Genomic DNA, 26,903 nt, shown 5'->3' with positions numbered 1-26,903 from the left:
GGAGAAGACCGTGTCCCACGAAAAATCGGCCCCCGCCATCCTCTGGTTTCGCAAGGATCTGCGCCTCGACGACAATCCGGCGCTGCATGCTGCGATCGAGGCCGGCGGCCCGGTCATCTCGGTCTATATCCGCGAGCCGGCACACCTGAACATCGGACCGCTCGGTGCCGCGCAGGCCTGGTGGCTGCACCACTCGCTCGCAGCACTCAAAGTTTCCCTTAGGTCTCTGGGCGGTGATCTCATCCTCATCTCCGGCAAGGCCGAGGACGTGCTCACCGATCTCGCCCGCGAGACCGGCGCGAAAACCGTTTTCGTCAACCGAGCTTATGAACGGACGCTGTTCGATCGCGACATTGCCATCGCGTTGAAGAAGCGGAACATCACTATCAAGGCCTTTCACGGCCAGCTCCTGCACGAGCCGAAATCCATCCGCACCGGTGCGGGAAACGCCTTCAAGGTGTTCACGCCATTCTGGAATGCGCTCCAGAAGGCGGGCGAGCCGCACGAGCCCATCGAGACGCCAGCGAAAGTCCCCTCGCCCGAGCTTCTGCCTCCGTCCGAGAACCTCGATCACTGGGCCTTGCTGCCGACGAAACCCGATTGGGCCGCGGAGTTCGGAAAGATGTGGTCACCCGGTGAAGCAGGCGCGCAGGAGAAGCTGCGCGATTTCGTCGATCGCGAGCTGCACGACTACAAGCGCGGCCGCGATCTGCCGGCGATCGATGCCACGTCCCTCCTCTCGCCGCACCTGGCGCATGGCGAAGTCTCGCCAGCTCGCATCTGGCACGCCGTCCGTGGCCTGCCGTCCAAGGCGTCGGAGGATGTTGCCCATTTCCGCCGCGAACTCGCCTGGCGGGACTTCTGCTACAATCTGCTCATCGAATTCCCCGAGCTTCATGAAAGGAACTGGGACGACAGGTTCGACCGCTTCAAATGGGGATACGCCCTAGGGGAATTCCACGCCTGGACGATGGGCCTGACCGGCTACCCGATCGTCGATGCCGGCATGCGCCAGCTCTGGCGCACCGGTTTCATGCACAATCGCGTCCGCATGATTACCGCGTCCTTCCTGATCAAGGACCTGATGATCGACTGGCGCCGCGGCGAGCGATGGTTTCGCGAAACGTTGGTCGATGCCGACCCGGCGAACAATTCGGCCAACTGGCAATGGGTGGCGGGCTCCGGCGCCGATGCCTCGCCGTTCTTCCGAATCTTCAACCCGGTCCTGCAGGGCGAGAAATTCGACCCGGATGGCAAATACGTCCGGGAATATCTACCGGAATTGGCAGGACTGGATCGCAAATACGTCCACAAGCCCTTCGAAGCGCCAATGCATGTCCTGGAACAGGCGGGCATCGAACTCGGCAAGACCTATCCGAAGCCGATCGTCGATCACGCTTTTGCCCGCGACCGGGCACTGGCTGCCTATCGCGACATCCGTTGATCGAGCCGAACGGCCAAGGCGAGACTATTCCTCGTCCGGCCCGCGCTCGATCAACACCCAGACATGGCCTGCGGGATCGAAGATGGAAGCCACCTGCCGGCCGTTCATGTCCGCCTGGATCCTGTCGCGCATCATGCCGCCGAATTGGAACGCCGCCTCGACGACGCTTTCGACATCCGGCACCGTCAGCTGGAAGATCGTGCTGACGGCACCGTCGTTTTTCGGATGGTAAGGCCCCTGATAGGAAGGCGCGGCCTCCCTTTCCGGATCCGATCCGCAGACGACGATGCCGATCGGTCCGAGCTGCAGCTCGATCATCGTCAGGCGCAGCATTTCATAGGAATTCGTTTCCGTGGCGCCGAAGACGTTCTTGTAGAACTCGGCCGTGTCGCGCTCGCGCCCCTGTGCCACGAACAGGCTCAAACTCAAGCTGAAATTACTACCCAACATCGTCCATGTTCACCCGTGATTCCCCGTCAGGATAAAGGAGTTATTGTGGTGGTGTCATGTCAGCCGTGGAGGCCTCCGGCCTTTAACGGACGCTATGCACCGGAATCGCTGCCGGGGCCGGCATAACGCGCCCGTGGCCGGATCAGGTGTCCGCTCTCGGCCTGCTCCATGGCATGCGCCAGCCAGCCGGCGGTGCGCGAAAGCGCAAAGATCACGAGCGGTGCGTCTTCAGGAAGCTTGAAGGTCGCGGCAAGCGATGCCAATGCAAAATCGATGTTGATCGGCTCGCCGAGCAGTTCCTCCCCGGCTTCGGCAAGCGAGACGTAGAGCGGCGGCGGCTCGAAACTCGCCATCAGGGCCCGTGCCCGCGGATCCCCATGCGGATAGAGCCTGTGGCCGAAGGGCCTGACGACGCCTTCCGAGGATAACATGCTGCGGATCGCCTCCCGCACGCCGACGGACGCCGCCTTTTCCGCGAGCACCGGTACGCTGGTCCAGGCGCCGCCATGCCGCGGACCCGTCAGCGTCGCAAGGCCTGAAAGCGTCGCAGCAGAGAGTGCGGCACCCGACGACGCCGTCACGCGTGCCGCGAAGGCGGAAACGTTGAGTTCGTGTTCGGCCGCCAGCACCAGTGCCCTGCGGATCGGTTCGGCCGCGTCGGGACACTGCCAGCCGAGCGCCAGCCGCTCATGCAGGGGCAGCGGTTCCGGCCACGGCGCAAGCGCCATCGCAACCGTCGACAACACGTCGGCTGCTTCGGCGCGCAGGATGAAGGATTTCCGCCGCAGCGCCGGCAGGTCGCTCATCACGCGGGCGGCAAGCCCGGCAAAGGCCACAGCCATGCGGGTGGAGCCGCTATGCCCTTCCCTGCCTGCGGTTACTCGCACGCTTTCAGTATCCCAGAGAAGCGCGGCGACCTGCTCCAGCGTGGCATGTTCGCACAGTTCGACGGCATCGCGGCCGCGATAGAAAAGCCGCTCGTTGGAAATCGTCGAGATTGTCGTCGGCAGGACAGGATCGCCCCAGCGGATCGCGTCCGCTGCCACTGCCGCCGATTGCCGCCGCCCCGCATGCCGTTCCGAAAGGCGCTTGACGTCGTCGGCCTGATAGAGGCTGCGGCGCGGATCGGCTGGATCCGCCTTCGCCCGAATGCGGCCGCGGCTGACATTGGCATAAAGCGTCTGCGGTTTGGTGCCGAGGAGAGAAAGCGCCTCTTCGGCTGTGATCCAGAGCGTGTTCATATTGATCGTTTGCATCAAGATTGACGTCAATAAGACTAGGTCGGATCATCAAGCTCGTAAAGGAGAAACACCCATGAAAAACAACGGACTTGAAGATGTCATCGCCGCCGAGACCCGGCTTTCGGACGTGGACGGAGAAGCGGGACGCCTTGTCATTCGCGGCGTATCTCTCGACCTGCTCGTCGAGCGCGCGACCTATGAAGACGCTGCGGCGCTGCTTCTCGATGGTTTCCTGGAGCGTTCCGTCACCGCGGCCGATCTCAAGGCCCGCCTCGGTCAGGCCCGCGCCGAAGTTTTTGCGCATGTGTCCGCGGCAGATGCCGCGCTTCTGAACCTGCCGCCAGTCGATGCCATGCGCGCCATGATCGCGCGGTTGCCGGACGGCGAGGATTTCGAAACGACGCTTCGACTGCTGGCTGCTCCCGCCGTCTTCCTGCCGGCTGTGCTGAGGCTCCAGAAGGGAGAGAGGCCGGTGGCGCCCAGCCCGTCGCTTTCCCAGTCCGCCGATATCCTCGCCATGCTGAACGCCGGCCTGCCGACGCGTGAGCAGGTCGCAGCGCTGGACGCCTATCTGGTGACGATTGCGGATCACGGACTGAATGCCTCGACCTTCGCCTCGCGCGTCGTCGCCTCGACCGGGGCAGGTCTCACGTCATCCGTACTGGCTGCCATCAGCGCGCTCAAGGGACCGTTGCATGGCGGTGCGCCGGGACCCGTGCTCGACATGCTGGATGCGATCGGCAGCGAGGACAGTGCCAGGACCTGGCTCGGCCAGGCGCTCGATCGCGGTGAGCGGCTGATGGGGTTCGGCCACCGTATCTACCGCGTCCGCGATCCCCGCGCCGATGCGCTGCAAGGTGCATTGCGTCCCTTGGTCGTGACAGGACAGGTGGACCCGGACCGCATCCGGCTCGCCGAAGCCGTCGAGCAGGCGGCGCTTGCCATTCTCAAGGAACGTAAGCCGGACCGGCCGCTCGACGTCAATGTCGAGTTCTACACGGCCCTGCTGCTCGATGCGCTGAAATTTCCACGGGCCGCCTTCACCGGCGTGTTTGCCATCGGCCGCACGGTCGGCTGGATCGCCCATGCCCGGGAGCAGGCGCTGGAGGGCCGGCTGATCCGGCCCCGCTCGGTCTATGTCGGCCCCCTGCCCCAGGCGGCGTGACGGCGATCACATCTGGATGGACATGCCGCCGTCGACGGTCAGCACATGTCCGTTGACGAAGGAGCCGGCGTCGCTTGCCAGGAACAAGGCGGCGCCGGCGATCTCTTCGGGCTGGCCCCAGCGCTGCAGCGGCACGCGCTGACGCATGAATGCGATCATGTCGGGATTTGCGGAAATTCCCGCATTGGTCTCGGTGGCGAACATGCCAGGCGCAATCGCGTTGCTGGTGATGCCGAACGGGCCGTATTCGGCCGCAAGGCTTCGCACCAGACCGGTCAGGCCCTGTTTGGCGATGGGATAGATGGCATCGCCCGAACGGGCCATGCTGCCGATGATCGACGTGACCGAGATGAGACGGCCATGGCCTTGCGCCTTCATGATCTCAGCGGCGCTGCGAGACAGGGCGATTGCCGAGAGCAGGTCGGTCTGGATCAGGTCGAGGATTTCGACATCGCTGAACGCTGCAAACGGGCGCCGGTCGCGGGCACCGACATTGTTGATCAGGATATCCAGCCGGCCGTGATCTGCGTGGAGCTTTGTGATCGCCTCGCGTCCGGCATCGAGATCTGCGACGTCGAAGGCGGCAGCGCTTGCCTTTCCGCCCGCACCGGCGATGGAAGCAACGCCCCGTTCGAGCATGTCGCTCGAACGGCCGCTGAGCACGACATGCGCGCCGGCCTCCGCCAGAGCCTTCGCCATCTGCAGGCCGAGCCCTCGGCCGCTGCCGGTCACCAGCGCCACGCGCCCAATGAGGGAAAATTTGTCGAAAATACCCATATCGCACCGCTGAAATGAAAAGAACAATTCCGGTAAACATAGGGGATGTCGCAGCGGTGCCGCCAGTGCGAAAAACGGAACGTCTCCGCCTGATAGCAAAAAGGCAGGATGCGGGATCCTGCCTTTTTGCATTTCCTCAAACGAGACGGCTTTGTTCCAGAGCCGCTTCGACGAAGCTCGCAAATAGCGGATGCGGATCGAGCGGCCGGCTCTTCAGTTCCGGATGGTACTGGACACCGATGAACCACGGGTGGTCCGGATATTCGATCGTCTCCGGCAATACGCCGTCCGGCGACATGCCCGAGAAGACCAGGCCGCAATTTTCCAGCCGGTCCTTGTAGTCGATATTCACCTCGTAGCGGTGACGGTGCCGCTCCGAAATATCGGTCGAGCCGTAGATCTCGGCGATCTTGGTGTCCTTCTTGAGAGCCGCCTTGTAGGCGCCGAGGCGCATCGTGCCGCCGAGGTCGCCGGCCGCCGAGCGGATTTCGAGCTCGTTGCCCTTCACCCATTCGGTCATCAGGCCGACCACCGGTTCCCTGGAGGGGCCGAATTCCGTCGACGACGCCTTTTCGATGCCGGCGAGATTGCGGGCGGCCTCGATGACGGCCATCTGCATGCCGAAGCAGATGCCGAAATACGGCACCTTGCGTTCGCGCGCGAAGCGGGCCGCATTGATCTTGCCCTGCGAACCGCGCTCGCCGAACCCGCCGGGTACCAGGATACCGTGAACCTTCTCAAGCCACGGGGCCGGGTCCTCCTTCTCGAAGATTTCCGATTCGATCCACTCGAGATTGACCTTGACGTGATTGGCGATACCGCCGTGATGCAGCGCCTCGATCAGCGACTTGTAGGCGTCCTTGAGGCCCGTATATTTGCCGACGATCGCGATCGTCACTTCGCCTTCCGGCGTGCGGATGCGGTTGCAGACCTCTTCCCAGGCTTCCAGACGCGGCTTCGGAGCCGGTTCGATGCCGAAGGCGGCCAGAACCTCGTTGTCGAGGCCTTCCTTGTGATAGGCCATCGGCACGTCGTAGATATTGGCGACGTCAAGCGCCTGGATCACGGCGGAGGCCCGCACGTTGCAGAACAGCGAAAGCTTGCGGCGTTCGGCCTCCGGAATTTCGCGGTCGGCGCGCACCAGAAGGATATCCGGTGCGATCCCCATCGCCTGCAGTTCCTTGACGGAATGCTGGGTCGGCTTGGTCTTGAGTTCGCCGGCTGCCGGAATGAACGGCATCAGCGTCAGGTGGACATAGATCGCAGTGCCGCGCGGCAGGTCGTTGCCAAGCTGGCGGATCGCTTCCATGAACGGCATCGCCTCGATGTCGCCCACCGTGCCGCCGATCTCGCAGATGACGAAATCGTAGTCATCATTGCCTTCGGTAACGAAATCCTTGATCTCGTTGGTGACGTGCGGGATCACCTGAACGGTCGCGCCGAGATAGTCGCCGCGGCGTTCCTTGTCGATGATGTTCTTGTAGATGCGGCCCGTGGTGATGTTGTCGGTCTTGGTCGCCGAACGCCCCGTGAAGCGCTCGTAATGACCGAGATCGAGGTCGGTTTCCGCCCCGTCGTCGGTGACGAACACCTCGCCGTGCTGCGTCGGGCTCATCGTGCCCGGATCGACGTTGAGATAAGGATCGAGCTTTCTCAGCCGAACCCGGTAACCTCGTGCTTGTAACAAAGCTCCGAGTGCCGCGGCCGCAATTCCTTTTCCGAGGGAAGAAACCACGCCGCCAGTTATGAATACATATCGCGCCATGGGATTCACCGGATACCTTTTCATTGGTGATTCCGCCAGCCTAAATCGTCCGCTTTGTTAAAAACGGCTGTGGAATCTTCACAAAATAAAACCGGCAGGCTTTTGGCCTGCCGGAGCTTGAAACGTCGACCGCGCCTTACTGGCCGGTCGGAACACCCGTCGGGGCAGCCGGAGCGGCGGGCGCCGAACCGGTCGCGGGAGCCGCGGGTGCGGGCGCAGCACCGGTTGCCGGGGCTGCTGGTGTCGGAGCGGATGCGCCGGAGCCGGACGGAACGCCGTTGCCTGCCGGAGCGGGCGCCGGTGCCGGGCCGAGCTGGTCGAGAATGCCGCCGCCCGTGCCCTGCTGGCTCTGCGGGATGCGGTTCAGGATGTCGCTCGGGCGGGATTCGTACCGGGCCAGGATGCCGAGCGCCAGCGAGGTGATGAAGAACAGCGTCGCGAGGATGGCGGTCGTGCGGGTCAGCGCATTGGCGGTGCCGCGTGCCGACATGAAGCCGGAGCCGCCGCCGATGCCGAGCCCGCCGCCTTCGGAGCGCTGGATCAGCACGACGCCGACAAGCGCCAGCACGATCATGAGATGAATGACAATCAGAACGGTCTGCATGAATTAAAGATCCCTGCCCCTCGACGAGGCAATAGAAGAAGATTGGCGGCTCTTTACATGAGGCCCGCGCGCATTCCAAGCCCTTATCAAAAGCTTTAGGCCGTCAGTTCCTCATAGACCCGATAGATGGCGAGAAAGTCCGCGGCTTTCAAGCTCGCGCCGCCAATCAATGCGCCATCGACATTCTCGACGCCCATCAACTCGCGGGCATTGCCCGGCTTGACCGAACCGCCATAGAGAATGCGCATCTGTCTGCCTTCGTCGCCGAACCGCTGAATAAGTTCTGCCCGCATGAAGGCATGGGCGATCTCGATATCCTTGGCGGTCGGCGTCAGTCCGGTACCGATCGCCCAGATCGGTTCATAGGCGACGACAGTGTTGTCAGCATTTGCCGACTGGGGCAGCGAGCCGAAAATCTGGCGCTTCAGGATGTCGAGGGTCTGATAGGCATCGCGTTCGTCGCCGGTTTCGCCGATGCAGATGATCGCGGTGAGGCCGGCGGCATAGGCCGCCTCCGCCTTGGCGCGGACCAGATGATCGGTCTCCGCGTGGTCGGCTCGGCGTTCGGAATGGCCGACGATCACATAGGTGCCGAAGCAGTCGGCGATCATCTCCGCGGAAATATCGCCCGTATGGGCGCCGCTGAGGTTCTGGTGGCAATCCTGGCCGCCGATTTCGAGCGGGCTGTCGGTCGCCAGGGCGGTTGCGACATAGAGCAGCGTCGCCGGCGGGCAGATCAGCGTATCGACCTTTTCCGACAACGGTCCCATCACGCCATCGGCAATCGTCTTGATTTCGGTCAGGAACTCGCGGGTGCCGTTCATCTTCCAGTTTCCGGCAACGAGCGGGCGCACATCAGGCGTCATAAGCAAACATTTCCTCTCCGTTCGGTTCCGACCAGCAAAACCGAGGCCTCCGTCTATTCGGAAACTGGTTTTAGACATATCCTGTGTGAATTGGTATGCAAAAGACAGGTTTTGGTTCAGGACCTTGGTTAACGAGCCGCCTTTCAGTGGCCGGTCAGCAGGAAATTCAGGACCTTCTTCCAATCGACCATCCGGATTGGCGTGCCGTGGCTGCCCGTCGCAAACAGCGTGAACCGGGTCGGGTAGCGCGCCGCCTTCAACTTGCGATAGACCGCTTCCTGATCCTCGGACTTGTAGACGCTGTCGCTGCCGCCATGCGCGAAATAAATGGGCAGCTTGCGCTTTGCCAGGGCCGATTTCGGCAAATCCGGGTCCGGCGGGCCGCCGAGCAGTGCCATGCCCTTCAGATACCGCACGGCCTGTGCGTCGCGGCTGATGCCCTGGCAGATGAACCCGCCCATCGAGGCGCAGGCGAGGATGACAGGCCGCCCGGAGGACTGGTCGGACGCGTAGCGGATCAGGGCCGCGATATCGGCCACGCCCTTGTCGTCGAACGAGGTGACGCTCGGTGAATAATAGGTGCCGCCATTGCCGGTGGCGAGGTTCTTCAGCCGGTTGAAATTGCCGCCGAACGTATAGTCGTTGACGCCGAGCCGGCGGTCGCCGCCGCGGCCGTGGATGAAGATCACCGTGAAGGCGGCGCCCGCCGCCTGTCCCACCCTGGTGACATCGAGCCGGCGCCCGGCAAGGTCCAGCGTCTCGTTCTGCTGGTAACGCCTGACGCCCAGGGAAACATACTCGTCCTTGACGCGCCGTTCCGGCTCGCGATCGCGGCCGTTGATGTCGCGCATTTCCTGGTAGTCGATCACCTCGTAGGCGCCGCCGTCCGAGGATTGCAGCACCGTCATCCGGGAGAAAAGCTCGTCCCTGAAGGGTTTGATCGGCCCTTCCTGTGCGTCTGCCGGCAGGGCGGCAAGAGTGACGAGAAGGGCAAGAACCGTGCCGAAAACGAAATGAACTGTGGACATGCTTGGTTTCATCAGGTTCCCTCAGCCTCGCAAGCTTGCCATGGCCCGATCGGCGCAGCATTGGTGAAAAACGACCGTTTCCATGCGGCATCGCGAAAAAGCCGGGTTTCTGGCAGAATCGCGAGTGATTCGAAACAGCACGAGATGGGTATGGCTTCCTCTTCCGCACCCCGACAGGTAGTACCGACGCAGCCAATGGATGACAACAACGACCTCTTTGCCGATTTGCCTGTGACAGCAAAGCCGGTTGCCGTCGAACCCGCGCCCGCCCTAAAGGCGGAGCCTTCGACACCGCGCGCCGCTCCGACGACATTGTCCGGCGACGACTACGGCGCCTCCTCGATCCGCGTGCTCGAAGGCCTGGAACCGGTGCGCATGCGTCCCGGCATGTATATCGGCGGCACCGACGAAAAGGCGATGCACCACCTCTTCGCCGAAGTCATCGACAATTCGATGGACGAAGCGGTTGCCGGCCATGCGGACTTCATCGACGTCCATCTCGACGCCGAGGGTTTCCTGACCGTCACCGACAACGGCCGCGGCATCCCGGTCGAGAATCACCCCCAGGTGCCCGGCAAATCGACGCTCGAAGTGATCATGACCAAGCTGCATGCGGGCGGCAAGTTCGACGGCAAGGCCTACGAGACATCGGGCGGTCTGCACGGCGTCGGCGTCTCCGTCGTCAATGCGCTCTCCGATCTTCTCGAAGTGGAAGTCGCCCGCAATCGGAAACTCTACCGCCAGCGTTTTTCGCGCGGCGTGCCGCAGGGCGGCCTGGAGGAACTCGGCGACGTTCATAACCGCCGCGGCACCAAGGTTCGCTTCCATCCAGACCCGCAGATTTTCGGCGACCACGCGAAATTCGATGCCGGCCGCATCTTCCGCATGGCGCGCTCGAAAGCCTATCTGTTCGGCGGCGTCGAAATCCGCTGGAGCTGCGATCCGGGCATGGTTCCCGCCGGCGGCGACATCCCGGAAAAGGCGGTCTTCCACTTTCCCGGCGGCCTGAAGGACTATCTTTCCGCCACCCTCGGCAAGGACTTCACCGTCACCCGCGAAATCTTTGCCGGCCGCACCGAAAAGACCGGCGGCCACGGGGCGATGGAATGGGCGATCACCTGGTATGGCGGCGATCCCGAACTGCATTCCTATTGCAACACCATCCCGACGCCCGAGGGCGGCACGCATGAGGCGGGTCTGCGCATCGCGCTCACCAAGGGCCTCAAGAACTATGCGGACCTGACCCAGAACAAGCGTGCGAAGGACATCACCACCGATGACGTGATGATCTCGGCGGTAGGCATGCTTTCGGTCTTCATCCGCGAGCCGGAATTCGTCGGCCAGACCAAGGACAAGCTTGCAACTGTCGAAGCCCAGCGCATCGTCGAAAACATCCTGCGCGATCCCTTCGATCACTATCTTGCCGGCAACCCGGCCGAGGCCGCGAAACTCCTCGAATGGGTGATCGAACGCGCCGAAGAGCGCATGCGCCGCCGCAAGGAAAAGGAAGTCAACCGCAAGACCGCGGTGCGCAAGCTGCGCCTGCCCGGCAAGCTTGCCGACTGCTCGCAGAACACCGCCGAGGGTGCAGAACTCTTCATCGTCGAAGGTGACTCGGCCGGTGGCTCCGCCAAGCAGGGCCGCAATCGTGCCAACCAGGCCATTTTGCCCCTGCGCGGAAAAATCCTCAACGTCGGCAGCGCCAGCCGTGAAAAGCTGTCCGCCAACCAGCAGATCGCCGACCTCATCCAGGCGCTCGGCTGCGGCACGCGCACCAAATACCGCGAGGAAGACCTGCGCTACGAGCGCATCATCATCATGACCGATGCGGACGTCGACGGCGCCCATATCGCCTCGCTGCTGATCACCTTCTTCTACCAGGAAATGCCCGAGCTGATCCGCGGCAACCACCTCTATCTGGCGGTGCCGCCGCTGTACGTGCTGCGCCAGGGCGGCAAGACCGTTTATGCCCGCGACGACGCCCATCGGGCCGAGCTGATGGAGACGGTGTTCAAGGGCAAGAAGGTCGAGATCGGCCGCTTCAAAGGCCTCGGCGAGATGATGGCGGCGCAGCTCAAGGAAACGACGATGGATCCCGCCCATCGCACCCTGCTGCGCATCTCGATCGACGACGTGGATTTCGAAGGCACCCGCGAAGCCGTCGACAACCTGATGGGCACCAAGGCGGATGCCCGCTTCCGCTTCATCCAGGAGCGTGCCGCGTTTGCGGAAAACCTCGATATCTGAGCCGGATTTCCGGCTCGGATACCTCCGGCATGGTCATGAAAGTCAGCTCCGCTCGACGAGTACCTTGGTAACGGCGCCGATCAACGCGGACGCCTCATAGGGCTTGAGGACAACAGGCGCCGAAAAGCTTGCCGGGATGTTCGACTTGTCGCTGTAGCCGGTCGCGAAAATGAACGGAATGTCCCGGCGGATCAGTTCCTCGGCGATCGGCAGCGATGTGCCTGATCCGAGATTGACGTCGAGGATCGCGACGTCGAACCTGAGCTCCTTGAGCTTGCGGAACGCGTCGGCAACAGATGGCGTCGTCGTCACCTTGTCGATGCCATTGTCGGCAAGCATCGCTTCCACGTCGGCGGCGATCAGCATCTGGTCCTCCACCAGCAGGAATTCGAGATCCTGAAGCCGCGGCGGAGCCGCGTCATCGCTGACAGTGCTGCTGCTCTCCTCGGATTCGAGTTCCGCCAGTTCCTCATCGCCATGGATGTGTTTCGACGGGATCACGAAGCGCGCCCTCACCCCTTCGGGCGGATATTCGATCTTCGCCTCGCCCTCCAGTTCGTAGGGCACGCTGCGGGTGATCAGGACGCTGCCAAAACCGGCTCGCGACGGGATGCTTACCGGCGGGCCGCCATTTTCGGTCCAGACGAGTTCGCAATCGTGGTTGGCAAGCCGTCGCCACTCGACATCCAGCCGTCCGCCATTGACGGAGAGCGAACCGTATTTTGCAGCATTGGTCGACATCTCGTGCAAGACCAGCGCCATCACCGAAAAGGCGCGGCTGTCGAGCCATATGCGCGGACCCTTGAGTGTGACGTTCCTCGTTCCCTCCCTGTAGGGCTTCAGCTCCGCTTCCAGAAGATCGGACAGCACGCCGCCGTCGCCACCGCGCACGACCTGGTCATGGGCGAAGGCAAGCGCCTGGATGCGGCCCTTGAGCGAGCCGACATAATCCTTGAGACTGACCTCGGCATCGACCGAGTGCCCGACCAGCGCCTTGATCACCGCAAGGATGTTCTTGACCCGGTGGTTGAGCTCCTCGTTCAGCATCCGCTGGCGCACGTCAGCCTTGCCGCGTTCGTCGGCCAGCAACTCGTTGTGATGCAGGACCACCTCGACAAGCACGGCGCGGATCGCGTCGGCGATCTCGCGGTCGGCATCGCTCCAGGGCTGGGCCTGTTGATGCACCATCTCCTTCCATATGGCGAAACTCTTGCGGGGCGTCAGTCGGTCGCCGAGCGGCCCCGTCTCGTAGGATTTTTCAGGATTGCCCGCCCAGTCGAGCGTCTGCACCATTTCTCGGCGGAAGAAGAACAGGTAGTCACGCGGTCTCTGCGAGAGCGGAATGGCCAGCAGGCCGCAGATCGTGTCCGGAGAAACGGGCAGCCCCGGCAGATCCAACGAGAGCTGAAAACTGGACCAGATCCTGCCGCCCGCGGCGCCGCCGACAAGTTCGGCGAGCTCAGCTATCAGGCTCTGCGACGGCACGACCCCTTCGCCGGTCCATACGCCGTCAAGCAACAGGCCGACGCCGTCGCAGGTCAGCATCCGGCTGAATTCTCCAAGCGAACTGCGCAACAGTCCGGTGATGTCCGCATGGTGGGAGGCCGCCTGCAGGAAACGGTCGAGCGACCGCCTCGCCTGACCCGCGGTCTCCATGAGCTGCCGCTGTTTCAATGCGCTCAGATGCAGCGAGAAGAACTCGCCGAAGGTTTCCGCCGCCACCCGCTGCGGCATCGAGAGTATTTTCGGAGAATAATGGTGGCAGGCGATCAGGCCCCAGAGCTCGTTGTCCACCACGACCGAGATCGACATCGAAGCCGCGACACCCATGTTGCGCAGATATTCGCAATGGATGGGCGAAACGCTGCGCAGATGCGCGAAGGACAGATCGAGCGCCTCGCCTGCCTCGTCGGTTTCCGGCACGATCGGGATGCGCGGGTTGCTGGCGTCGGAAATCACCCGCACGGTGTTCTTGACGTAAAGCGCGCGAGCCTGTTTCGGGATGTCGCCTGCCGGGAAATACTGCCCCTTGAAGCTTTCGAGGTCGCGCCTCTTGTATTCGCTGACGACCTTTCCGGAACCGTCCTCCTCGAAACGATAGATCATCACCCGGTCGTAGCCGAGCATGGCATAGATCAGGCGCGCCGAGCTTTCGATCAGCCGGTCGAGGCTGGCGACGTTGCGGATGCGGCTGATCAGCATGCGCGCCACTTCGAGCGGCTGGTCGGAATCGGTCGATGCCGGCTCGAATTCCAGGATCACCTTCGATTCGAAACGATGGATCGCGACGTCGAAAGCGGCCCCCGAGGCAAACCTGAGGCCATGCCGAAGCGCCGGCCTCGCCGGGTTATCGGAGGTGGCGAGCGCATTGCGCAATGTGTGCGCCGCCTCCCCGCCGACGATCTCCTCCAGCCGCCGGCCGTTGATCTCTCCGGTGATCGAAAGCATGTCCGCCACATTGGCGGAGTGTTGCACGATCTCCGCGCCAGCAGCGTCGCAAGCGATAAGGCATCCATGCGGTTGAATGCTGCCGGGGATATGGATCGGCTCTCGGTCGCAATTGCTAAGGTCGACCGCATCCCTGTGAGGCATGTTACAAGTCCCTGAAGACAGTCCGGCCAATACTATGGGGACAGCAGACGCTTCGGCATCCTTAAGGTTAGGAAAACTTCATAAAGAAGGTTTGAATCGTACTTCCGGCTCTGCCGGAAGGTGATTTCATATTTCTATCGCATCTGCCGTCTAGGGCAAGGAGTAAGCTTCCTTTTAATGGATGACGCATTAGTCTTGTACCAGTGAACCTCATAAGCCATATGATGGTGAAAATGAAAAAAGGAAATTCGGTGAGCGGAAATAACGATCGCAAGGGCCCGAAAGAGCCGCGCTGGCTCGGGCCAGTCGCACCGAGCAGGGTCGCGCTCATCCCGCCGATCTCCGCTGCTCGCTGGCTTCTCGTGCTCGTCGCCGCTGCCGGCATCTACTTCTTCCACGGATTCCTGGTTCCGGTTCTCGCCGCCCTCGTGATCGGCTTTGCAAGCTGGCCGCTTTATCGGGAACTGCTGCGCCGCATCGGCGGCAACACCACCATCGGCGCCTCGCTCGCCATCATCTTCATCCTGACCTTCCTGATCGTGCCGATCGGCATCGCGATCTCCTACACGATCGGCGAAGTGCGCCAGTGGATCATGTGGGCTGCGGAAGTGAACCGTTTCGGCGCCCCGCCGCCCGCCTGGATCACCGGCCTTCCCTGGGTCGGCGAATGGCTGGGCATCCAGTGGGTCCAGCATGTCGGCTCGCCCGGTGCGGTCGGCGAACTGATCCAGATCGTCTCGGGCGCCAATATCGGCAATATCTACCGTGCCATCGTGGCGGCAGGCGACGGTGCCTTCCATCTGGTTCTGACGCTGCTCTTCATGCTGATCGCGCTGTTCTTCGTCTATCGCGACGGCGGCTCCTTCAGCGAGCAGATCGACCTTCTCGGCGAGCGCATCCTGCCGACCCGCTGGGAGCGCATCTCGCGTGTCGTTCCAAGGACGATCAGCTCCACCGTGACCGGTCAGACCCTGATTGCGATCGGCGAAGGCATCGTGCTCGGCATAGCCTACTGGATCGCCGGCGTCCCCTCGCCCGTCACCCTCGGCGTATTGACCGGCCTGATGGCACTCATCCCCGGTGGCGCACCGCTGTCCTTCTCGCTGATCTCGTTTTATCTGGTCGCCAACGGCGCCTATGTCGCCGGCGGTGCGCTTTTCCTCTGGGGCACGGTCGAACTCTTCATCGTCGACAAGACGCTGCGGCCGCGCCTTGTCGGCGGCCCGATCAAGCTTCCCTTCCTGCCGACATTCTTTGGTCTCGTCGGCGGTGTCAGCACCATGGGTTTCCTCGGCCTGTTCATCGGCCCGGTCCTGATGGCGCTGCTGGTCTCGATCTGGCGCGAATGGATCCGGGAAGTGAAGATGGCCGACGTGACCGAAGCGGAGTCCACCGATATCGCCAAGGCGCCGGACCTTCCGCCCGATCTTCCGATCGTCAGGAAAGTCTCTTCTCCATGAAGATGCTGAGCGGATCGGGCCTGTAGTCTGCGAACGGCCCGATCTCCGTAAAGCCATAGGCGCGATAAAGCCCGATCGCCTGCGGTTGATGGATGCCTGTCTCCAGCCGGACAACCGCCAGGCTGAGTTCGCCGGCCCGCTCCAGGATCGCCTCGATCAGCCGCTTGCCGAGTTTCAGGCCGCGCGCCGCCTCGGCGACGAACATCCGCTTGATCTCGCCGGTTCCGTCTTCCGCCGCGACCAGCGCGCTGCAGCCGAGAACCGTTCCTTCCCTGCGTGCCACGAAAAAGGAAACACCAGGCTTTTCGAGCGTCGCGACATCCACCATATGGTTGCTCTCAGCAGGATAGAGCGAAGCCGCATAGGCGTCGGAGAGCTCGAGAAGCCTCATCACTTCGGCCTGACGCGGCGGTTCGATCGCAATCACTACGGTCATCTCGGTCTCCAATGCTCCTGGCGGATGGGCAATGTTTAGCGGATGCGATGCGGCGGTAAAAGCTGCCTTGGTCGGGCCAAGATTACCCGCTCTAAACCGGTTGCCACATTTGAGGGGACGACATGAATTCCGCATTGATTGTCATGACCATTCTCGGCTGCAACGACGCCGGAACGGATTGCCACTATATCGCCACTGCCGAAAGCCGCTGGCCGAGCATCGAACTGTGCAACTCGGTGTCGGAGCAGCAGCTGTCCGGTTATGCCAACCAGCCCTATCCGATGCTGATCGCCGTTTGCCAGAAGCCGGAAGCCGCAGAGATCGCCAATGCGCCGGTGCCGCGGGCTCGACCCGAGACGCCGCCGCCCATGCCGGCCGGACAGCCGGCCGCGACGCTTGCTCAGGAACCGGTGACGCAGCAGGAGAAGGAAACGCTTGCGGGCCGCGCCATCCAGCGGGTCAAGACCGTGCTTCCGACCACCGAAGGAGTGAAAACGCTGATGACCAGCCCGGTACGGCTGGTCGAGAATGGCTATTCCTGGGTTGCCAAGAAATTCCGGTAAGCTGGCGGTTACGCCGCCAGCGACACTCCGTTTGCGTAGGACCGTGCGCTGAGCCGGACTTCCAGCCGATGCAGCTTCTCGATCATGTCGAGGAGGTCGGAGACCGGCGAAAGCTGCATGTCCGACCGCTTGAATTTTTCCAGCAGCAGGCCGGCGATATTGTCGAGCGCGCCGTTTGCCGCCGCCTTGCGCCAGAGGAACACCGCTTCGACGAAGACGGCTGCGATATCCCGCCCGAGGCCCGAGGCTTCGAAGAGCGCCCGCACCGCATGCATGCGGCCCGTCGCAAGGATCGCGCGCACGCGGCGGTCGTCGAGACCAGAAAGCGACACGATCGCGCACGCGAAGAAATCGACCTTGCCGCTGCAGAGCGCATGGATGAGAAAGGCGGGCGTCAGCCGTCCGGCCGTGCGTAAATGTTCGACCAGGCCCGGGATTTCCTCCTGCAGCACGGTGCCGGCAATAGCGACGGCCGCAGCCTCGCCTGCCTCGCGGGTCATGTGCTCGATCCGCGCCGGCGCCATGCTGGTCCGCACCAGTCCGGAGCCGGCAAGTGCTGCGGTAATGTGGTTGACGAGCATGTGGCGGGCGTCCGCAGGCAGCGCGTCGCGCTCCAGCAGCAGGTTGCGGATTTCGCAGCAATGCCCGAACCGCTCGGCGATCCGCCGGAGCGAAACCCGGGTGATCGAGGCGGTGTCGTTTTCCAGCAGGATGGTGACTTCGCATTCGTCGCCGATCTCGGCGATCGCGGCTGCAACTCCGCGCGAGAGGCTCGGCCTTGCGGCGATCATTCCGCGGGTGAGGCTGTCGCTGCGCCCGGCAAGATCGACGAGGTCGTTCTCGGTAAGGACGGGCGAACAGGCGATGACCGTGCAGGCAATCTCCGGCTGGTCTTCGGCAAGGCATACGATAACGGCTCGCGGCGCATCGGGAGAGGCCGCTAGAGCCTCCGCAAGCGACAGGCGCACGTGCGGCGATGGATCATCGAGCAGATAGGTCATGGCAAGCGCCGCGGCGCGATGCTGCTCACCGCCCATCGGCGAATGGAGATAGGCGCGGCCGAGAGCATTGGCCGCCTTCGCCCTCTCAGCCGTCCTTGCCGTTTCTGCCCAACGAAGAAATGCCTGTACGATCACACTCGGCCTCGACTACACATGCCAGCTCGGATCCGGCTGGCTTGATCCGTCACGCTAGAGTGAAAAAGTTTAAGATTGGTTCACCACGTTCCTTAACCATGGCGAAGTCCTTGAAAATACGGTCCTGGTATATCGTCGACCCCTCCGCGAAGGCCGCAATCGTCCATTCGACGGGCGCGGATGTGACCGTGCTCGATCTCACGGACGTCTCTGAGTCGCGGAATGGGGTTGGGGATTTCTGCCGGGCATGGGCCAAGTCGGCGCCGGCCGCGGACCTCTCGTTCCTCCTTCCGGCATTCTCTTCGGCAGGAACGGAGGCCGCCATCGATCTCGCCATCCGGCATGGAGCCGCCTCGGTTGTGTTCTCGGGCGCCCGCAGCGGCGCCGAAGTCCAGAGGCTCGACATGGCTTTGCGCGTGGCGGAAATCCGCGCGGGGCTGGCGCCGGGCAGGACGCGGATCGCCGCGCTTGCCGACGCGGCCGGCATTCTTGCCTCTTCCAGCTTCGAACGCTGCAGCAATCGCCTGGCGGCCCTCGGCTGGGAAGGCGGCTACGATCCCTCCTCCGATACAGCGCGCCTTGCGGCTGGAACCATCGCGCTTGCCGCCGCCGCCGCCGGAGTTGCGGCCATCGACGCCGTCTCGCCCACGGGGGACGCGACTGCCTTCTTGTCTGAGTGCGAAAGAGCAAGAGCGAACGGCTTCTCCGGCAAGCTCTGCCGCAGCTCCGATCAAATTGCGATCGTCAATCGGATTTTCAGCGTTTAGGCTCGGCGCCGGTCGGCCGGGTCATTTCGAACACGTCCGCGCCGCCGTCGGCGTAATCGCGATAACCCATGCGCGCGATCGGCCGCGCGATCCCCATGTCGATCCGTCCGCCCCGCAGGATTTCCTCGCTGATATGGATGCCGACCACCTGGCCGAAAACCATGTAGGCTTCCGCCGGCTCGCCGTCCAATCCGACCGGCTGGATCACCTGCGTGACGCGGCATTCCAGTACCGTATAGGCTTCCGCGACGTAGGGCGCATCGATGAGTTCCGCCATCTTGGCCGTCAGCCCCGCCACCTCGAATTCGCTGACGCCATAGGGTACCGCCTCCGACGACGCGTTCATCTGCTCCGCTAGGTGACGGCTTGCGAGGCTTGCGGTGAAGACGCCGGTTTCCTCGGCATTCTTCAGGCTGTGCTTGCGGCCGCTGGACGAAAACATCACCAATTTTGGGCTGTCGGAAATGGCGTTGAAGAAGGAATAGGGCGACAGGTTCATCGACCCGTCCCTGCCCTTCGTGCCGATCCAGCCGATCGGGCGCGGCGCGACGATCGCCTTGAAGGGATCGTGCTTCAGTCCATGCTGGTTGGTGTCGGTCGTGTAGAACATCGAAAACCCTATTCGCCGGCGTAGGTGACGATCTGCGACAATTCCGGCCGCGGGCGGTCCGGGGTGGCGAAATCGCTCGAGCCAATATGGATGAAACCGGCGACCTTTTCACCCGGCCTCACACCGAGAAGCGCCAGTGCCTCGTCGTCATAGGCGACCCATTCCGTACGCCAGTTGGCGACATAGCCATGCGCGCTGGCAGCCATCAGCATGTTGAAGCAGACGGCGCCGGCCGAAAGCACCTGTTCCCATTCGGGGATTTTCGGATGCGGGGCCGCGGTGCTGACGACCGCGACGACCAGCGGCGCACGGGTGAAGCGCGTCAGTTCCGCCTGCCTGGCGGCCTCGGCCATGTCGGGCGTCTTCCGGAGCGACAGGGCCAGAAACTGTTCGCCGAGCGTTCTGCGCACGTCGCCGCGATAGACGATGACGCGCCAGGGAGCCAGCTTGCCATGATCCGGAATGCGGGTTGCGAAGGTGAGAATCGCCTCCAGTTCTTCCTGCGACGGAGCCGGCTCCTTCATCTGGGCTACCGGCGTGGAATGCCTGTCGCGCAGAAAATCGATGAGTTTAACGTCATTTTGCATGGTCAAAGCTTTCATTTGGAGCTGGCGGTCTGGAAGGTCTTGAAATTGCCTTGTCATTGGTCTTCAAGTGACGTCTCGGAAAACAAGAGTCAACCGGTACAACAGATGGCAGGCACTTCCCTTGCGGCACGCTGGTTCCTCGCCGGAGCTATGGCTCTCGGCTCAGCTTTCAGCGCATTCGCCCAGGAAGAAGCCTTCAAGAATTTTCGCGCGCTGGACAGCACGGCGAAGATGCCCAAGCTCAACGCCTTCTCGGCTCTGCCGGGCGGCCCGCCCGGCGCACTCTCGAGGGACGTCCAGTTCGACGCCAAGCTGACGTCCGACGGCCAGCCCATGCAGGAAGGCCTCACCTGGCGCGTCTTCAGCCCGATCGCTGGTGAAGATGGAAAATTGCCGCTGGTGGCCAGTTCCGAAGGCGGCTCCGCGTCGTTCCAGCTCGCCCCCGGCGACTATTTCGTGAATTGCGCCTTCGGCCGCGCCGGTGTCACCAAGAAACTGAAAGTTCCCGAAAACGGAAACGTGCCGAAACAGACGCTGGTGCTCGATGCCGGCGGTTTCGTGCTGAATGCGGTCGCCGGCACCGACCAGCGCATTCCGCCCAAGGAACTGAGCTTTTCCGTCTATTCGGCCGATGTGCGCGACAACGGCGACCGGGCGCTGGTGATGTCGGACGTGAAGCCGAATACGGTCGTGCGGCTGAATGCCGGCACCTATCATGTCGTCTCGGAATATGGCGGCGTCAACGCGGTGGTGCGGGCCGATATCCAGGTCGAGGCCGGCAAGCTCACCCAGGCCGTGCTGCAGCATCGTGCGGCGCAGATCACCCTCAAGCTGGTCTCCCAGCCAGGCGGCGAAGCGATTGCCGATACGGCCTGGTCCGTCCTGACCGCCGCCGGTGACATCGTCAACGAAAGCGTGAGCGCTTTCTCGACCATGGTGCTGTCAGAGGGCGAATATCTTGCCGTCGCCCGCAACAAGACCAGGATCTATCAGCGCTCGTTCACCGTCAAAGCCGGCCGCAATACCGAGGTCGAAGTGCTGATGCGCGAAACGCCCCAGGTCGCCGGCGCCGTCGCCAACGACCGGAACTAGCCGAATTCGGCGGGTCGCTTCGGACCGGAAAACGGCCTTTTGCACCGACATTGTCGTCTTCTGACAGCGCCCGCGTTCACGGGCGCTGTCAGGTATTGGATCATGCCGCGGCCTTTGCGGCCTTTTTGGCTTCGAGACGGCGCAGCACATCCGGCGGCGTCGCCTCGAGGCTGAGCGAGGCGATCGCCTCGTCCAGCGTCATCGAGGTCTGGGCCTGCGAGCCAAGGCGGCGGATGTTGACCGAACGCTCCTCGGCTTCCTTCTTGCCGCAGACGATGATGACCGGCACCTTGGTGACCGAGTGCTCGCGGATCTTGTAGTTGATCTTCTCGTTGCGGAAATCGGTCTCGACGACCATGCCCGCATCGCGAAGGGCTTCCGCCACCTCGCGGCCGTAATCGTCGGCATCCGAGGTGATCGTCGCCACCACCACCTGCATCGGCGCGAACCAAAGCGGCATGTGGCCCGCAAAGTTCTCGATCAGGATGCCGAGGAAACGTTCCATCGAGCCGCAGATGGCACGATGGATCATCACCGGCTGGGTCTTTTCCGAGTTTTGGTCGATGTAGAAGGCGCCGAACCGTTCCGGCAGGTTAAAGTCGACCTGCGTCGTGCCGCACTGCCATTCGCGGCCGATCGCGTCCTTCAGCGTATATTCGAACTTCGGCCCGTAGAAGGCGCCCTCGCCCGGCAGGATGCCGGTCTTGATGCGGCCTTCCGACTGCGCCTCGATCGTCTTCAGCACATCGAGCATGACGGATTCGGCACGATCCCAAAGCGCGTCGGTGCCGACACGCTTGTCCGGCCGGGTCGACAGCTTGACCACGACTTCCTTGAAGCCGAAATCCTCGTAGACCGACAGGATCAGGTCGTTGATCCGCAGGCATTCGGCGGCCATCTGCTCGTCGGTGCAGAAGACGTGCGCGTCGTCCTGGGTGAAACCACGCACGCGCATCAGCCCGTGCAGCGCGCCGGATGCCTCGTAGCGATGCACGAGACCGAATTCGGCAAGCCGAATAGGTAGTTCGCGGTAGGACTTCAAGCCATGCTTGAAGATCTGCACGTGACCCGGGCAGTTCATCGGCTTCAGCGCAAAGACGCGGTTGTCCGCTTCCTTGTCTTCCGGATGCGTGAATGCATAGGCAGACTTCACCGCGAACATGTTCTCCTGGTACCAGCCCCAGTGGCCCGACGTCTCCCAGAGCGAGGCATCGAGAACCTGCGGTGCGTTGACTTCCTCATAGGTGCCGGCAAGCCGGCGACGCATATAGGCGGTCAGCGTCTGGAACATGCGCCAGCCCTTGCCGTGCCAGAACACGACGCCCGGACCTTCTTCCTGGAAATGGAAGAGGTCCATTTCCCGGCCGAGTTTGCGGTGGTCGCGCTTTTCGGCTTCCGCCAGCACGTGCAGGTACTGGTCGAGCTCTTCCTGCGTCGCCCAGGCGGTGCCATAGATGCGGGTCAGCATGGCGTTGTTGGAGTCGCCGCGCCAATAGGCGCCGGCAACCTTCATCAGCTTGAAGGCCGTACCGATCTGGCCGGTCGAGGCCATATGCGGACCGCGGCAGAGGTCGAACCAGTCGCCTTGATAATAGATCTTGAGATCCTGGTCTTCCGGGATCGCATCGATCAGCTCGACCTTGTAGCCTTCGCCCTTGGCTGCGAAGACTTCGCGGGCCTTCTCGCGAGACCAGACCTGCTTGGTGAACGGTTTGTTGCGGCCGATGATTTCCTTCATCTTCGCCTCGATCTTCGGCAGATCGTCGGGCGTGAAAGGCGCGTTGCGGGCGAAATCGTAATAAAATCCGTTCTCGATCACCGGGCCGATGGTGACTTGGGTGCCAGGCCAAAGCTCCTGCACGGCCTCCGCCATCACGTGGGCGGCGTCGTGGCGGATCAGTTCCAGCGCTCGGGCATCGGTGCGGGTGACGATCTCGATCTTTCCGTCGGTCACCGGCTCGGCAAGGTCCTGCACGGTGCCATTGATGGTGACGGCGACAGCCTTCTTGACGAGCGACTTGGAAATGCTCTCGGCAACGTCACGGCCGGTCGTGCCGGCGTCGAAAACGCGGACGGAGCCATCGGGAAATGTAAGGGAAACGGATTGGGACATGTCTTTCTCCTGTCCAGTCCCGCCAACGAATGCGGGTGGTGTTGGAATAAATGGCGGTTCGCCCTTGGGGCGCAGCCGGCGTGGCTGATAAATGCTTTTGGCGTTTTAGTAAAGGCGAGCGGCAGCTTAACCGATCATTTCGGCAAGCCCGGCGACCGTGTTGGCATTGCGGATCGTGCCGATGCCGAGCTTCTTGGTGGTCATCGCCGACAGCAGCCGCGTCTCGCTCGCCTTGCCGCCGAAATCCACCCAGAGATCGCCGTCGACGATGGAGATCCTCTCATCGCCTCGGTGGCGCTCAAGCAGGTCCAGGGCGCTTTCGTCAAGCGGTTGCCGCATCACCCGCACGCCGACCTCGGAACCTTCTCCCGACGGAAAAGGATTGCCCGCCGCGAGCTTCAGCCAATCGGCACCGGTTCTTGCGATGATATCGATATGTTTGCCAAACCGCTTCTCGAAGGTGGTCTCCAGTCTCTGCTCGAGATCGCCGATCGATAACCTGCCGGTCTCGAAGACGAGATTGCCGGTCGAAACCAGGGTCCGGCAGTTCCGGTAGCCGAGATCCTCAGCCATGGCGCGCAGATCGGCCATCACGACCCGCTTGCCGCCGCCGAGAACGATGCTGTGAAGCAGTGCGACATAGGTGATCATCGGTTCCTCATGGAGGCGATGCCGGCTTGGCATGACGGCGCCAGTATCTCCACGGCGTCCACCAATGCTGCCGCCCATCGAGCGCTTCCGGCACCGGGTCGAGGCCGCTCGTACCGCCCGGCCCGCAGCGCGCCACCCGAAACAGCGTCATCCATCCTCCCGGCCACAACCCATGCCGTGCGACCGCCTCGTAACCGTATTCCGAACAGGTCGGAATATGCCGGCAGGAATTGCCGATGAAGCCGGACAGTGTCAGCTGGTAGAGGCGGATCAGTCCCATGCCGAACAGCCGGCCGGGCGTCTTGGCGAACCGGCCGGACCAGTTGCGCGAGCGGCCTGCGCTTGGTGCGGATTTGGAATGCTGGCAGTCGGGAGCGCCGCACATCGGATCAGACGGTGGCCGCTTCGGACCGCTCCTTCGCCTCGATCTGGTCGATCGCATCGACGACCGCCTCGAAGGTCAGCATGGTGGAGGGATGGCGGGCCCGGTAGTCCTTGACCGGCTTCAGGTAACGCATTTCCTCGAACCGGCCGTCGGGTCCCTCGCCGCCCTCCTTCAGCATGGCGAGCATGTCCTGGCGCGCCTTGCGGATCTCGGCGGTCGTTGCGCCGATCACATGCCGCGCCATGATCGAGGACGAGGCCTGGCCGAGCGCGCAGGCGCGGACCTCATGAGCGAAGTCCGTGACCCGGTCGCCATCCATCTTCAAATGCACGCGCACCTTCGAGCCGCACAGTTTCGAATGTTTCTCGGAACTCGCATCAGCGTCCGGCAACACGCCCGCATGGGTGATATTGCCGGCGAATTCGAGGATCTTGCTGTTATAGATGTCGTCCATCAAGTCTCGCTTTGAAACCGCCGTCGCTCGTTGAACACTGCGCACGCCCGGCGGGCTACCATAAAAGGCTTCCTGCCATTATATGTGATGTCCGGGCGAGATCATCAAGAAAGGATGTTTTCACGAAATCCTACCGAAAACGGAACAGGATATCTTGTAAAAATGTTCGTCGAAGGTCAGATATCGCCGGATTGCCCAAAAATCAGCCGCAGGTGCCCAGCGGCTGGTCAGTCCGTGAGTAACGCCAGTCGGATGCGGCCTTGAACCGCATCAGGAGACGATAGATGGATGCCATTGTGAAGAATTTCCCGGCTTCGAAAGAGAAGCAGGTCCGCCCCTCGCAGCAGGAAGCCGAAGAAGCGGTGCGTGTTCTGCTGCGCTGGGCAGGTGACGATCCGGCCCGCGAAGGCCTGCTCGATACCCCGAAGCGCGTCGCCGCCGCCTACCGCGAACTGTTCGCCGGTTACGAACAGTCGCCGGAAGACGTGCTCGGCCGCACTTTCGAGGAAGTCTCTGGTTATGACGATATCGTGCTGGTGCGCGACATCCCGTTCTTCTCCCACTGCGAACACCACATGCTGCCGATCATCGGCAAGGCACATGTCGCCTACCTGCCGAACGGCCGCGTCCTCGGGCTCTCGAAGATCGCCCGCGTCGTCGAGATCTTCGGCCGCCGGCTGCAGACCCAGGAAAACCTGACGGCGCAGATCGCCAACGCGATCGAGGAAACCTTGAAGCCGCGCGGCGTCGCCATCATGATCGAGGCCGAGCACCTGTGCATGGAAATGCGCGGCGTGCAGAAACAGGGCTCGCATACGATGACGACGACCTTTACCGGCGAGTTCAAGGCGAACGCCGCCGAACAGGCCCGTTTCTTCACGCTGGCCCGCAACCGCTAGGGCGCGGTTTTCGGGCGGAGTTCCCCCATGCCGCTTTCTTTCGACCAACCTTCCGCCGACAAGACGGAACTTGAGGGCGCTGGCGCCTTCACGCCCCGCTTCGATCAGAACGGTCTCGTCACTGCCGTCGTCACCGATATCCGCGACGGCGAGCTGCTGATGGTCGCGCATATGGATGCCGAGGCGCTGGCGCTGACGGTCGAGACCGGCATCGCCCACTACTACAGCCGCTCTCGTGCCAAGATCTGGAAAAAGGGCGAATCCTCCGGCAATCTCCAGACCGTTCATGAACTGCGCACCGATTGCGATCAGGACGCCGTCTGGCTCAAGGTGTCGGTGGCCGGACACGACGCCACATGCCATACCGGCCGCCGCTCCTGTTTCTATCGGGCTGTTACCCAAAGTGATGGTAGGGCGGTTCTTGAAATCACCGACGATCAGCGTCATTTTGACCCAGGTGTCGTTTATTCGGATCAAGGAACCATTTAGGGATTTGCCTCGTTTTTCGGCAGGTCTTGACTGAATAAACGATTTCGAAATCTGTTGGTGCGTTAATCGACGGACCGGGGGTTGTTCAGCTATGGAGGGCGTTTATCGATGCTGAACTGGAGTTGGAACCGTCACGATCCGCAGGGGGCCCCTGCCGACGGCGATGAGACAAAAGTCCTCGAACCTACCCCTCCTCCCATCATCGAAACCCCCAAAAAAGCAAAGCTTGCCCTCGCCCTCGGCGGCGGTGCCGCGCGCGGCTGGGCTCATATCGGCGTGCTCAGGGCGCTTGACGAAGCCGGGATCGAGGTCGGCATGATTGCCGGCACGTCGATCGGCGCTCTGGTCGGGGGGTGTTATCTTGCCGGCAAGCTCGACGAACTCGAAACCTTTGCCCGTTCGCTCACGATGCGCCGCATCGCCGGCCTGCTGGATCTGACGATCGGCGGCGGCGGCCTGCTCGGTGGCATGCGGTTGACCAAGCGGATGCAGGAACATCTGGAAGGCCTGTCGATCGAGGAGCTCGACCGACCCTTCGTTTCGGTCGCGACCGAACTTCACACGGGCCATGAAGTGTGGATCTCCAGCGGCTCGCTGATCACCGGGCTTCGCGCTTCCTACGCCCTGCCGGGTATTTTCGAGCCGGTGAAATGCAACAACCGCACGCTCGTGGATGGCGCGCTCGTCAATCCGGTGCCGACCTCCGTATGCCGCGCCTATGAGCAGCCACTGGTGGTCGCCGTCAACCTGAACTACGAGATTTTCGGCCGGTCGGCTGTCGTCAAGCACAATGCCAGCGTCCAGCCGATCGACGATGGCCGGAAGAAACCCGAGGACATCCGCGTCGGCCTGACCGGCACCATGGTGCAGGCTTTCAACATCATCCAGGAACGCATCTCGCGGGCGCGGCTTGCCGGCGATCCGCCGGACCTGGCGCTGCATCCGCGGCTTGCCGATATCGGACTGTCCGAATTCCACCGCGCCGGCGAAGCGATCGACCGCGGCTATACCGAGACGATGGCTCAGATCTCGGCGCTGAAGCGCATGCAGGAAGTTTTCGCTCGCTGAGCGGGCGGGCTTCG

At 62.7% G+C, this 26,903-nt stretch carries 26 protein-coding genes; 10 read left to right on the top strand and 16 right to left on the bottom strand.

Annotated elements, in window-relative coordinates:
* Positions 1 to 10 precede the first annotated feature (10 nt).
* On the top strand, positions 11 to 1,444 hold the full coding sequence (locus GQ59_RS14720; protein ID WP_037082381.1) for a cryptochrome/photolyase family protein: 1,434 nt from the start codon (positions 11 to 13) through the stop codon (positions 1,442 to 1,444).
* 24 nt (positions 1,445 to 1,468) lie between these two features.
* Here the strand turns inward: GQ59_RS14720 and GQ59_RS14715 are convergent, their stop codons facing one another.
* The gene (locus GQ59_RS14715) at positions 1,469 to 1,873 is read right to left on the bottom strand and encodes a VOC family protein (protein ID WP_244447965.1); all 405 of its coding nucleotides are present in this window, start codon (positions 1,871 to 1,873) and stop codon (positions 1,469 to 1,471) included.
* A gap of 113 nt (positions 1,874 to 1,986) precedes the next feature.
* Entirely contained in the window at positions 1,987 to 3,150 is a 1,164-nt protein-coding gene (locus tag GQ59_RS14710; protein ID WP_244447964.1) for a citrate synthase, read from the bottom strand.
* 58 nt (positions 3,151 to 3,208) lie between these two features.
* Here GQ59_RS14710 and GQ59_RS14705 point away from each other — a divergent pair, with 58 nt between their 5' ends.
* Positions 3,209 to 4,300: a citrate synthase/methylcitrate synthase gene (locus GQ59_RS14705; RefSeq protein WP_037082377.1), complete on the top strand. Its 1,092-nt coding sequence runs from the start codon at positions 3,209 to 3,211 to the stop codon at positions 4,298 to 4,300.
* 6 nt (positions 4,301 to 4,306) lie between these two features.
* On the opposite strand, the gene GQ59_RS14700 is transcribed toward GQ59_RS14705, so the two are convergent.
* The 5 genes from GQ59_RS14700 to GQ59_RS14680 all read right to left on the bottom strand — a co-directional run bounded on the left by GQ59_RS14700 (position 4,307) and on the right by GQ59_RS14680 (position 9,340).
* Positions 4,307 to 5,077, bottom strand: a complete 771-nt coding sequence (locus GQ59_RS14700) for an SDR family oxidoreductase (protein ID WP_037082374.1) — start codon at positions 5,075 to 5,077, stop codon at positions 4,307 to 4,309.
* A 136-nt stretch (positions 5,078 to 5,213) separates the two neighbouring features.
* Positions 5,214 to 6,842: a CTP synthase gene (gene pyrG, locus GQ59_RS14695; RefSeq protein ID WP_037082498.1), complete on the bottom strand. Its 1,629-nt coding sequence runs from the start codon at positions 6,840 to 6,842 to the stop codon at positions 5,214 to 5,216.
* Between the two features lie 136 nt (positions 6,843 to 6,978).
* Positions 6,979 to 7,446, bottom strand: a complete 468-nt coding sequence (secG, locus tag GQ59_RS14690) for a preprotein translocase subunit SecG (protein ID WP_037082372.1) — start codon at positions 7,444 to 7,446, stop codon at positions 6,979 to 6,981.
* A gap of 95 nt (positions 7,447 to 7,541) precedes the next feature.
* Positions 7,542 to 8,312, bottom strand: coding sequence for a triose-phosphate isomerase (gene tpiA, locus GQ59_RS14685; protein WP_037082371.1), 771 nt, complete (start codon positions 8,310 to 8,312; stop codon positions 7,542 to 7,544).
* 143 nt (positions 8,313 to 8,455) lie between these two features.
* Positions 8,456 to 9,340 (bottom strand): alpha/beta hydrolase, encoded by an 885-nt coding sequence (locus GQ59_RS14680; RefSeq protein ID WP_037082369.1) that lies wholly within the window; start codon positions 9,338 to 9,340, stop codon positions 8,456 to 8,458.
* Positions 9,341 to 9,535: 195 nt separating this feature from the next.
* Between GQ59_RS14680 and parE the strand changes: the two genes are divergently transcribed.
* Positions 9,536 to 11,587, top strand: coding sequence for a DNA topoisomerase IV subunit B (gene parE / locus GQ59_RS14675; RefSeq protein WP_037082366.1), 2,052 nt, complete (start codon positions 9,536 to 9,538; stop codon positions 11,585 to 11,587).
* A gap of 42 nt (positions 11,588 to 11,629) precedes the next feature.
* On the opposite strand, the gene GQ59_RS14670 is transcribed toward parE, so the two are convergent.
* Positions 11,630 to 14,179 carry an HWE histidine kinase domain-containing protein gene (locus GQ59_RS14670; protein WP_037082364.1) on the bottom strand — a complete coding sequence of 850 codons (2,550 nt, stop codon included), beginning with the start codon at positions 14,177 to 14,179 and terminating at the stop codon, positions 11,630 to 11,632.
* A gap of 251 nt (positions 14,180 to 14,430) precedes the next feature.
* On the opposite strand from GQ59_RS14670, the gene GQ59_RS14665 reads away from it, so the two are divergent.
* Positions 14,431 to 15,639, top strand: a complete 1,209-nt coding sequence (locus GQ59_RS14665; RefSeq protein WP_037082496.1) for an AI-2E family transporter — start codon at positions 14,431 to 14,433, stop codon at positions 15,637 to 15,639.
* On the opposite strand, the gene GQ59_RS14660 is transcribed toward GQ59_RS14665, so the two are convergent.
* Positions 15,617 to 16,075: a GNAT family N-acetyltransferase gene (locus GQ59_RS14660; RefSeq protein ID WP_037082361.1), complete on the bottom strand. Its 459-nt coding sequence runs from the start codon at positions 16,073 to 16,075 to the stop codon at positions 15,617 to 15,619. The two genes, GQ59_RS14665 and GQ59_RS14660, sit on opposite strands and share 23 nt — an antisense overlap.
* Before the next feature lie 122 nt (positions 16,076 to 16,197).
* Here GQ59_RS14660 and GQ59_RS14655 point away from each other — a divergent pair, with 122 nt between their 5' ends.
* A complete protein-coding gene (locus GQ59_RS14655) occupies positions 16,198 to 16,638 on the top strand; it encodes a hypothetical protein (protein ID WP_037082358.1) in 441 nt (146 codons plus the stop codon).
* A gap of 8 nt (positions 16,639 to 16,646) precedes the next feature.
* On the opposite strand, the gene GQ59_RS14650 is transcribed toward GQ59_RS14655, so the two are convergent.
* Positions 16,647 to 17,774, bottom strand: a complete 1,128-nt coding sequence (locus GQ59_RS14650; protein WP_037082356.1) for a DUF2336 domain-containing protein — start codon at positions 17,772 to 17,774, stop codon at positions 16,647 to 16,649.
* A 41-nt stretch (positions 17,775 to 17,815) separates the two neighbouring features.
* Here GQ59_RS14650 and GQ59_RS14645 point away from each other — a divergent pair, with 41 nt between their 5' ends.
* Positions 17,816 to 18,541 (top strand): hypothetical protein, encoded by a 726-nt coding sequence (locus GQ59_RS14645; protein WP_152564328.1) that lies wholly within the window; start codon positions 17,816 to 17,818, stop codon positions 18,539 to 18,541.
* Here the strand turns inward: GQ59_RS14645 and GQ59_RS14640 are convergent.
* A complete protein-coding gene (locus tag GQ59_RS14640) occupies positions 18,531 to 19,151 on the bottom strand; it encodes a flavin reductase family protein (RefSeq protein ID WP_037082352.1) in 621 nt (206 codons plus the stop codon). The genes GQ59_RS14645 and GQ59_RS14640 overlap by 11 nt on opposite strands.
* An 8-nt stretch (positions 19,152 to 19,159) precedes the next feature.
* Positions 19,160 to 19,738 carry a nitroreductase family protein gene (locus tag GQ59_RS14635; protein ID WP_037082351.1) on the bottom strand — a complete coding sequence of 193 codons (579 nt, stop codon included), beginning with the start codon at positions 19,736 to 19,738 and terminating at the stop codon, positions 19,160 to 19,162.
* Positions 19,739 to 19,843: 105 nt separating this feature from the next.
* Here GQ59_RS14635 and GQ59_RS14630 point away from each other — a divergent pair, with 105 nt between their 5' ends.
* Positions 19,844 to 20,830, top strand: coding sequence for an RgsD C-terminal domain-containing protein (locus tag GQ59_RS14630; RefSeq protein WP_037082349.1), 987 nt, complete (start codon positions 19,844 to 19,846; stop codon positions 20,828 to 20,830).
* A gap of 100 nt (positions 20,831 to 20,930) precedes the next feature.
* Here the strand turns inward: GQ59_RS14630 and thrS are convergent, their stop codons facing one another.
* From thrS to GQ59_RS14610, 4 genes are all read right to left on the bottom strand, one after another.
* On the bottom strand, positions 20,931 to 22,943 hold the full coding sequence (thrS, locus tag GQ59_RS14625) for a threonine--tRNA ligase (protein ID WP_037082347.1): 2,013 nt from the start codon (positions 22,941 to 22,943) through the stop codon (positions 20,931 to 20,933).
* A 126-nt stretch (positions 22,944 to 23,069) separates the two neighbouring features.
* Positions 23,070 to 23,594 carry a DUF1697 domain-containing protein gene (locus GQ59_RS14620; RefSeq protein WP_037082494.1) on the bottom strand — a complete coding sequence of 175 codons (525 nt, stop codon included), beginning with the start codon at positions 23,592 to 23,594 and terminating at the stop codon, positions 23,070 to 23,072.
* A 7-nt stretch (positions 23,595 to 23,601) separates the two neighbouring features.
* On the bottom strand, positions 23,602 to 23,979 hold the full coding sequence (yidD, locus tag GQ59_RS14615) for a membrane protein insertion efficiency factor YidD (RefSeq protein ID WP_037082345.1): 378 nt from the start codon (positions 23,977 to 23,979) through the stop codon (positions 23,602 to 23,604).
* 4 nt (positions 23,980 to 23,983) lie between these two features.
* Positions 23,984 to 24,433: an iron-sulfur cluster assembly scaffold protein gene (locus GQ59_RS14610; protein ID WP_037082343.1), complete on the bottom strand. Its 450-nt coding sequence runs from the start codon at positions 24,431 to 24,433 to the stop codon at positions 23,984 to 23,986.
* Between the two features lie 284 nt (positions 24,434 to 24,717).
* Here GQ59_RS14610 and folE point away from each other — a divergent pair, with 284 nt between their 5' ends.
* The 3 genes from folE to GQ59_RS14595 all read left to right on the top strand — a co-directional run bounded on the left by folE (position 24,718) and on the right by GQ59_RS14595 (position 26,889).
* Positions 24,718 to 25,332, top strand: a complete 615-nt coding sequence (gene folE / locus GQ59_RS14605) for a GTP cyclohydrolase I FolE (RefSeq protein ID WP_007760073.1) — start codon at positions 24,718 to 24,720, stop codon at positions 25,330 to 25,332.
* A gap of 27 nt (positions 25,333 to 25,359) precedes the next feature.
* Complete coding sequence (hisI, locus tag GQ59_RS14600; protein WP_037082339.1) at positions 25,360 to 25,821, top strand: phosphoribosyl-AMP cyclohydrolase; 462 nt, start codon at positions 25,360 to 25,362, stop codon at positions 25,819 to 25,821.
* 108 nt (positions 25,822 to 25,929) lie between these two features.
* Entirely contained in the window at positions 25,930 to 26,889 is a 960-nt protein-coding gene (locus GQ59_RS14595) for a patatin-like phospholipase family protein (protein WP_037082336.1), read from the top strand.
* Positions 26,890 to 26,903: the final 14 nt, after the last annotated feature.

The sequence above is a fragment of the Neorhizobium vignae genome (assembly GCF_000732195.1).
GTDB lineage: Bacteria > Pseudomonadota > Alphaproteobacteria > Rhizobiales > Rhizobiaceae > Neorhizobium > Neorhizobium vignae.
Note: the sequence above shows the minus strand (reverse complement) of the source record. Positions and strands in the feature narration are given on the sequence as shown.

Coding starts and splice junctions, on each gene's coding strand:
- secG (WP_037082372.1), bottom strand. CDS start 7,446: ATGCAGACCGTTCTGATTGTCATTCATCTCATGATCGTGCTGGCGCTT.
- GQ59_RS14705 (WP_037082377.1), top strand. CDS start 3,209: ATGAAAAACAACGGACTTGAAGATGTCATCGCCGCCGAGACCCGGCTT.
- GQ59_RS14640 (WP_037082352.1), bottom strand. CDS start 19,151: ATGTTCTACACGACCGACACCAACCAGCATGGACTGAAGCACGATCCC.
- GQ59_RS14710 (WP_244447964.1), bottom strand. CDS start 3,150: ATGCAAACGATCAATATGAACACGCTCTGGATCACAGCCGAAGAGGCG.
- folE (WP_007760073.1), top strand. CDS start 24,718: ATGGATGCCATTGTGAAGAATTTCCCGGCTTCGAAAGAGAAGCAGGTC.
- GQ59_RS14680 (WP_037082369.1), bottom strand. CDS start 9,340: ATGTCCACAGTTCATTTCGTTTTCGGCACGGTTCTTGCCCTTCTCGTC.
- thrS (WP_037082347.1), bottom strand. CDS start 22,943: ATGTCCCAATCCGTTTCCCTTACATTTCCCGATGGCTCCGTCCGCGTT.
- GQ59_RS14655 (WP_037082358.1), top strand. CDS start 16,198: ATGAATTCCGCATTGATTGTCATGACCATTCTCGGCTGCAACGACGCC.
- GQ59_RS14620 (WP_037082494.1), bottom strand. CDS start 23,594: ATGATCACCTATGTCGCACTGCTTCACAGCATCGTTCTCGGCGGCGGC.
- GQ59_RS14630 (WP_037082349.1), top strand. CDS start 19,844: ATGGCAGGCACTTCCCTTGCGGCACGCTGGTTCCTCGCCGGAGCTATG.
- GQ59_RS14595 (WP_037082336.1), top strand. CDS start 25,930: ATGCTGAACTGGAGTTGGAACCGTCACGATCCGCAGGGGGCCCCTGCC.
- GQ59_RS14610 (WP_037082343.1), bottom strand. CDS start 24,433: ATGGACGACATCTATAACAGCAAGATCCTCGAATTCGCCGGCAATATC.
- pyrG (WP_037082498.1), bottom strand. CDS start 6,842: ATGGCGCGATATGTATTCATAACTGGCGGCGTGGTTTCTTCCCTCGGA.
- GQ59_RS14670 (WP_037082364.1), bottom strand. CDS start 14,179: ATGCCTCACAGGGATGCGGTCGACCTTAGCAATTGCGACCGAGAGCCG.
- GQ59_RS14635 (WP_037082351.1), bottom strand. CDS start 19,738: ATGCAAAATGACGTTAAACTCATCGATTTTCTGCGCGACAGGCATTCC.
- hisI (WP_037082339.1), top strand. CDS start 25,360: ATGCCGCTTTCTTTCGACCAACCTTCCGCCGACAAGACGGAACTTGAG.
- GQ59_RS14700 (WP_037082374.1), bottom strand. CDS start 5,077: ATGGGTATTTTCGACAAATTTTCCCTCATTGGGCGCGTGGCGCTGGTG.
- yidD (WP_037082345.1), bottom strand. CDS start 23,979: ATGTGCGGCGCTCCCGACTGCCAGCATTCCAAATCCGCACCAAGCGCA.
- parE (WP_037082366.1), top strand. CDS start 9,536: ATGGATGACAACAACGACCTCTTTGCCGATTTGCCTGTGACAGCAAAG.
- GQ59_RS14660 (WP_037082361.1), bottom strand. CDS start 16,075: ATGACCGTAGTGATTGCGATCGAACCGCCGCGTCAGGCCGAAGTGATG.
- tpiA (WP_037082371.1), bottom strand. CDS start 8,312: ATGACGCCTGATGTGCGCCCGCTCGTTGCCGGAAACTGGAAGATGAAC.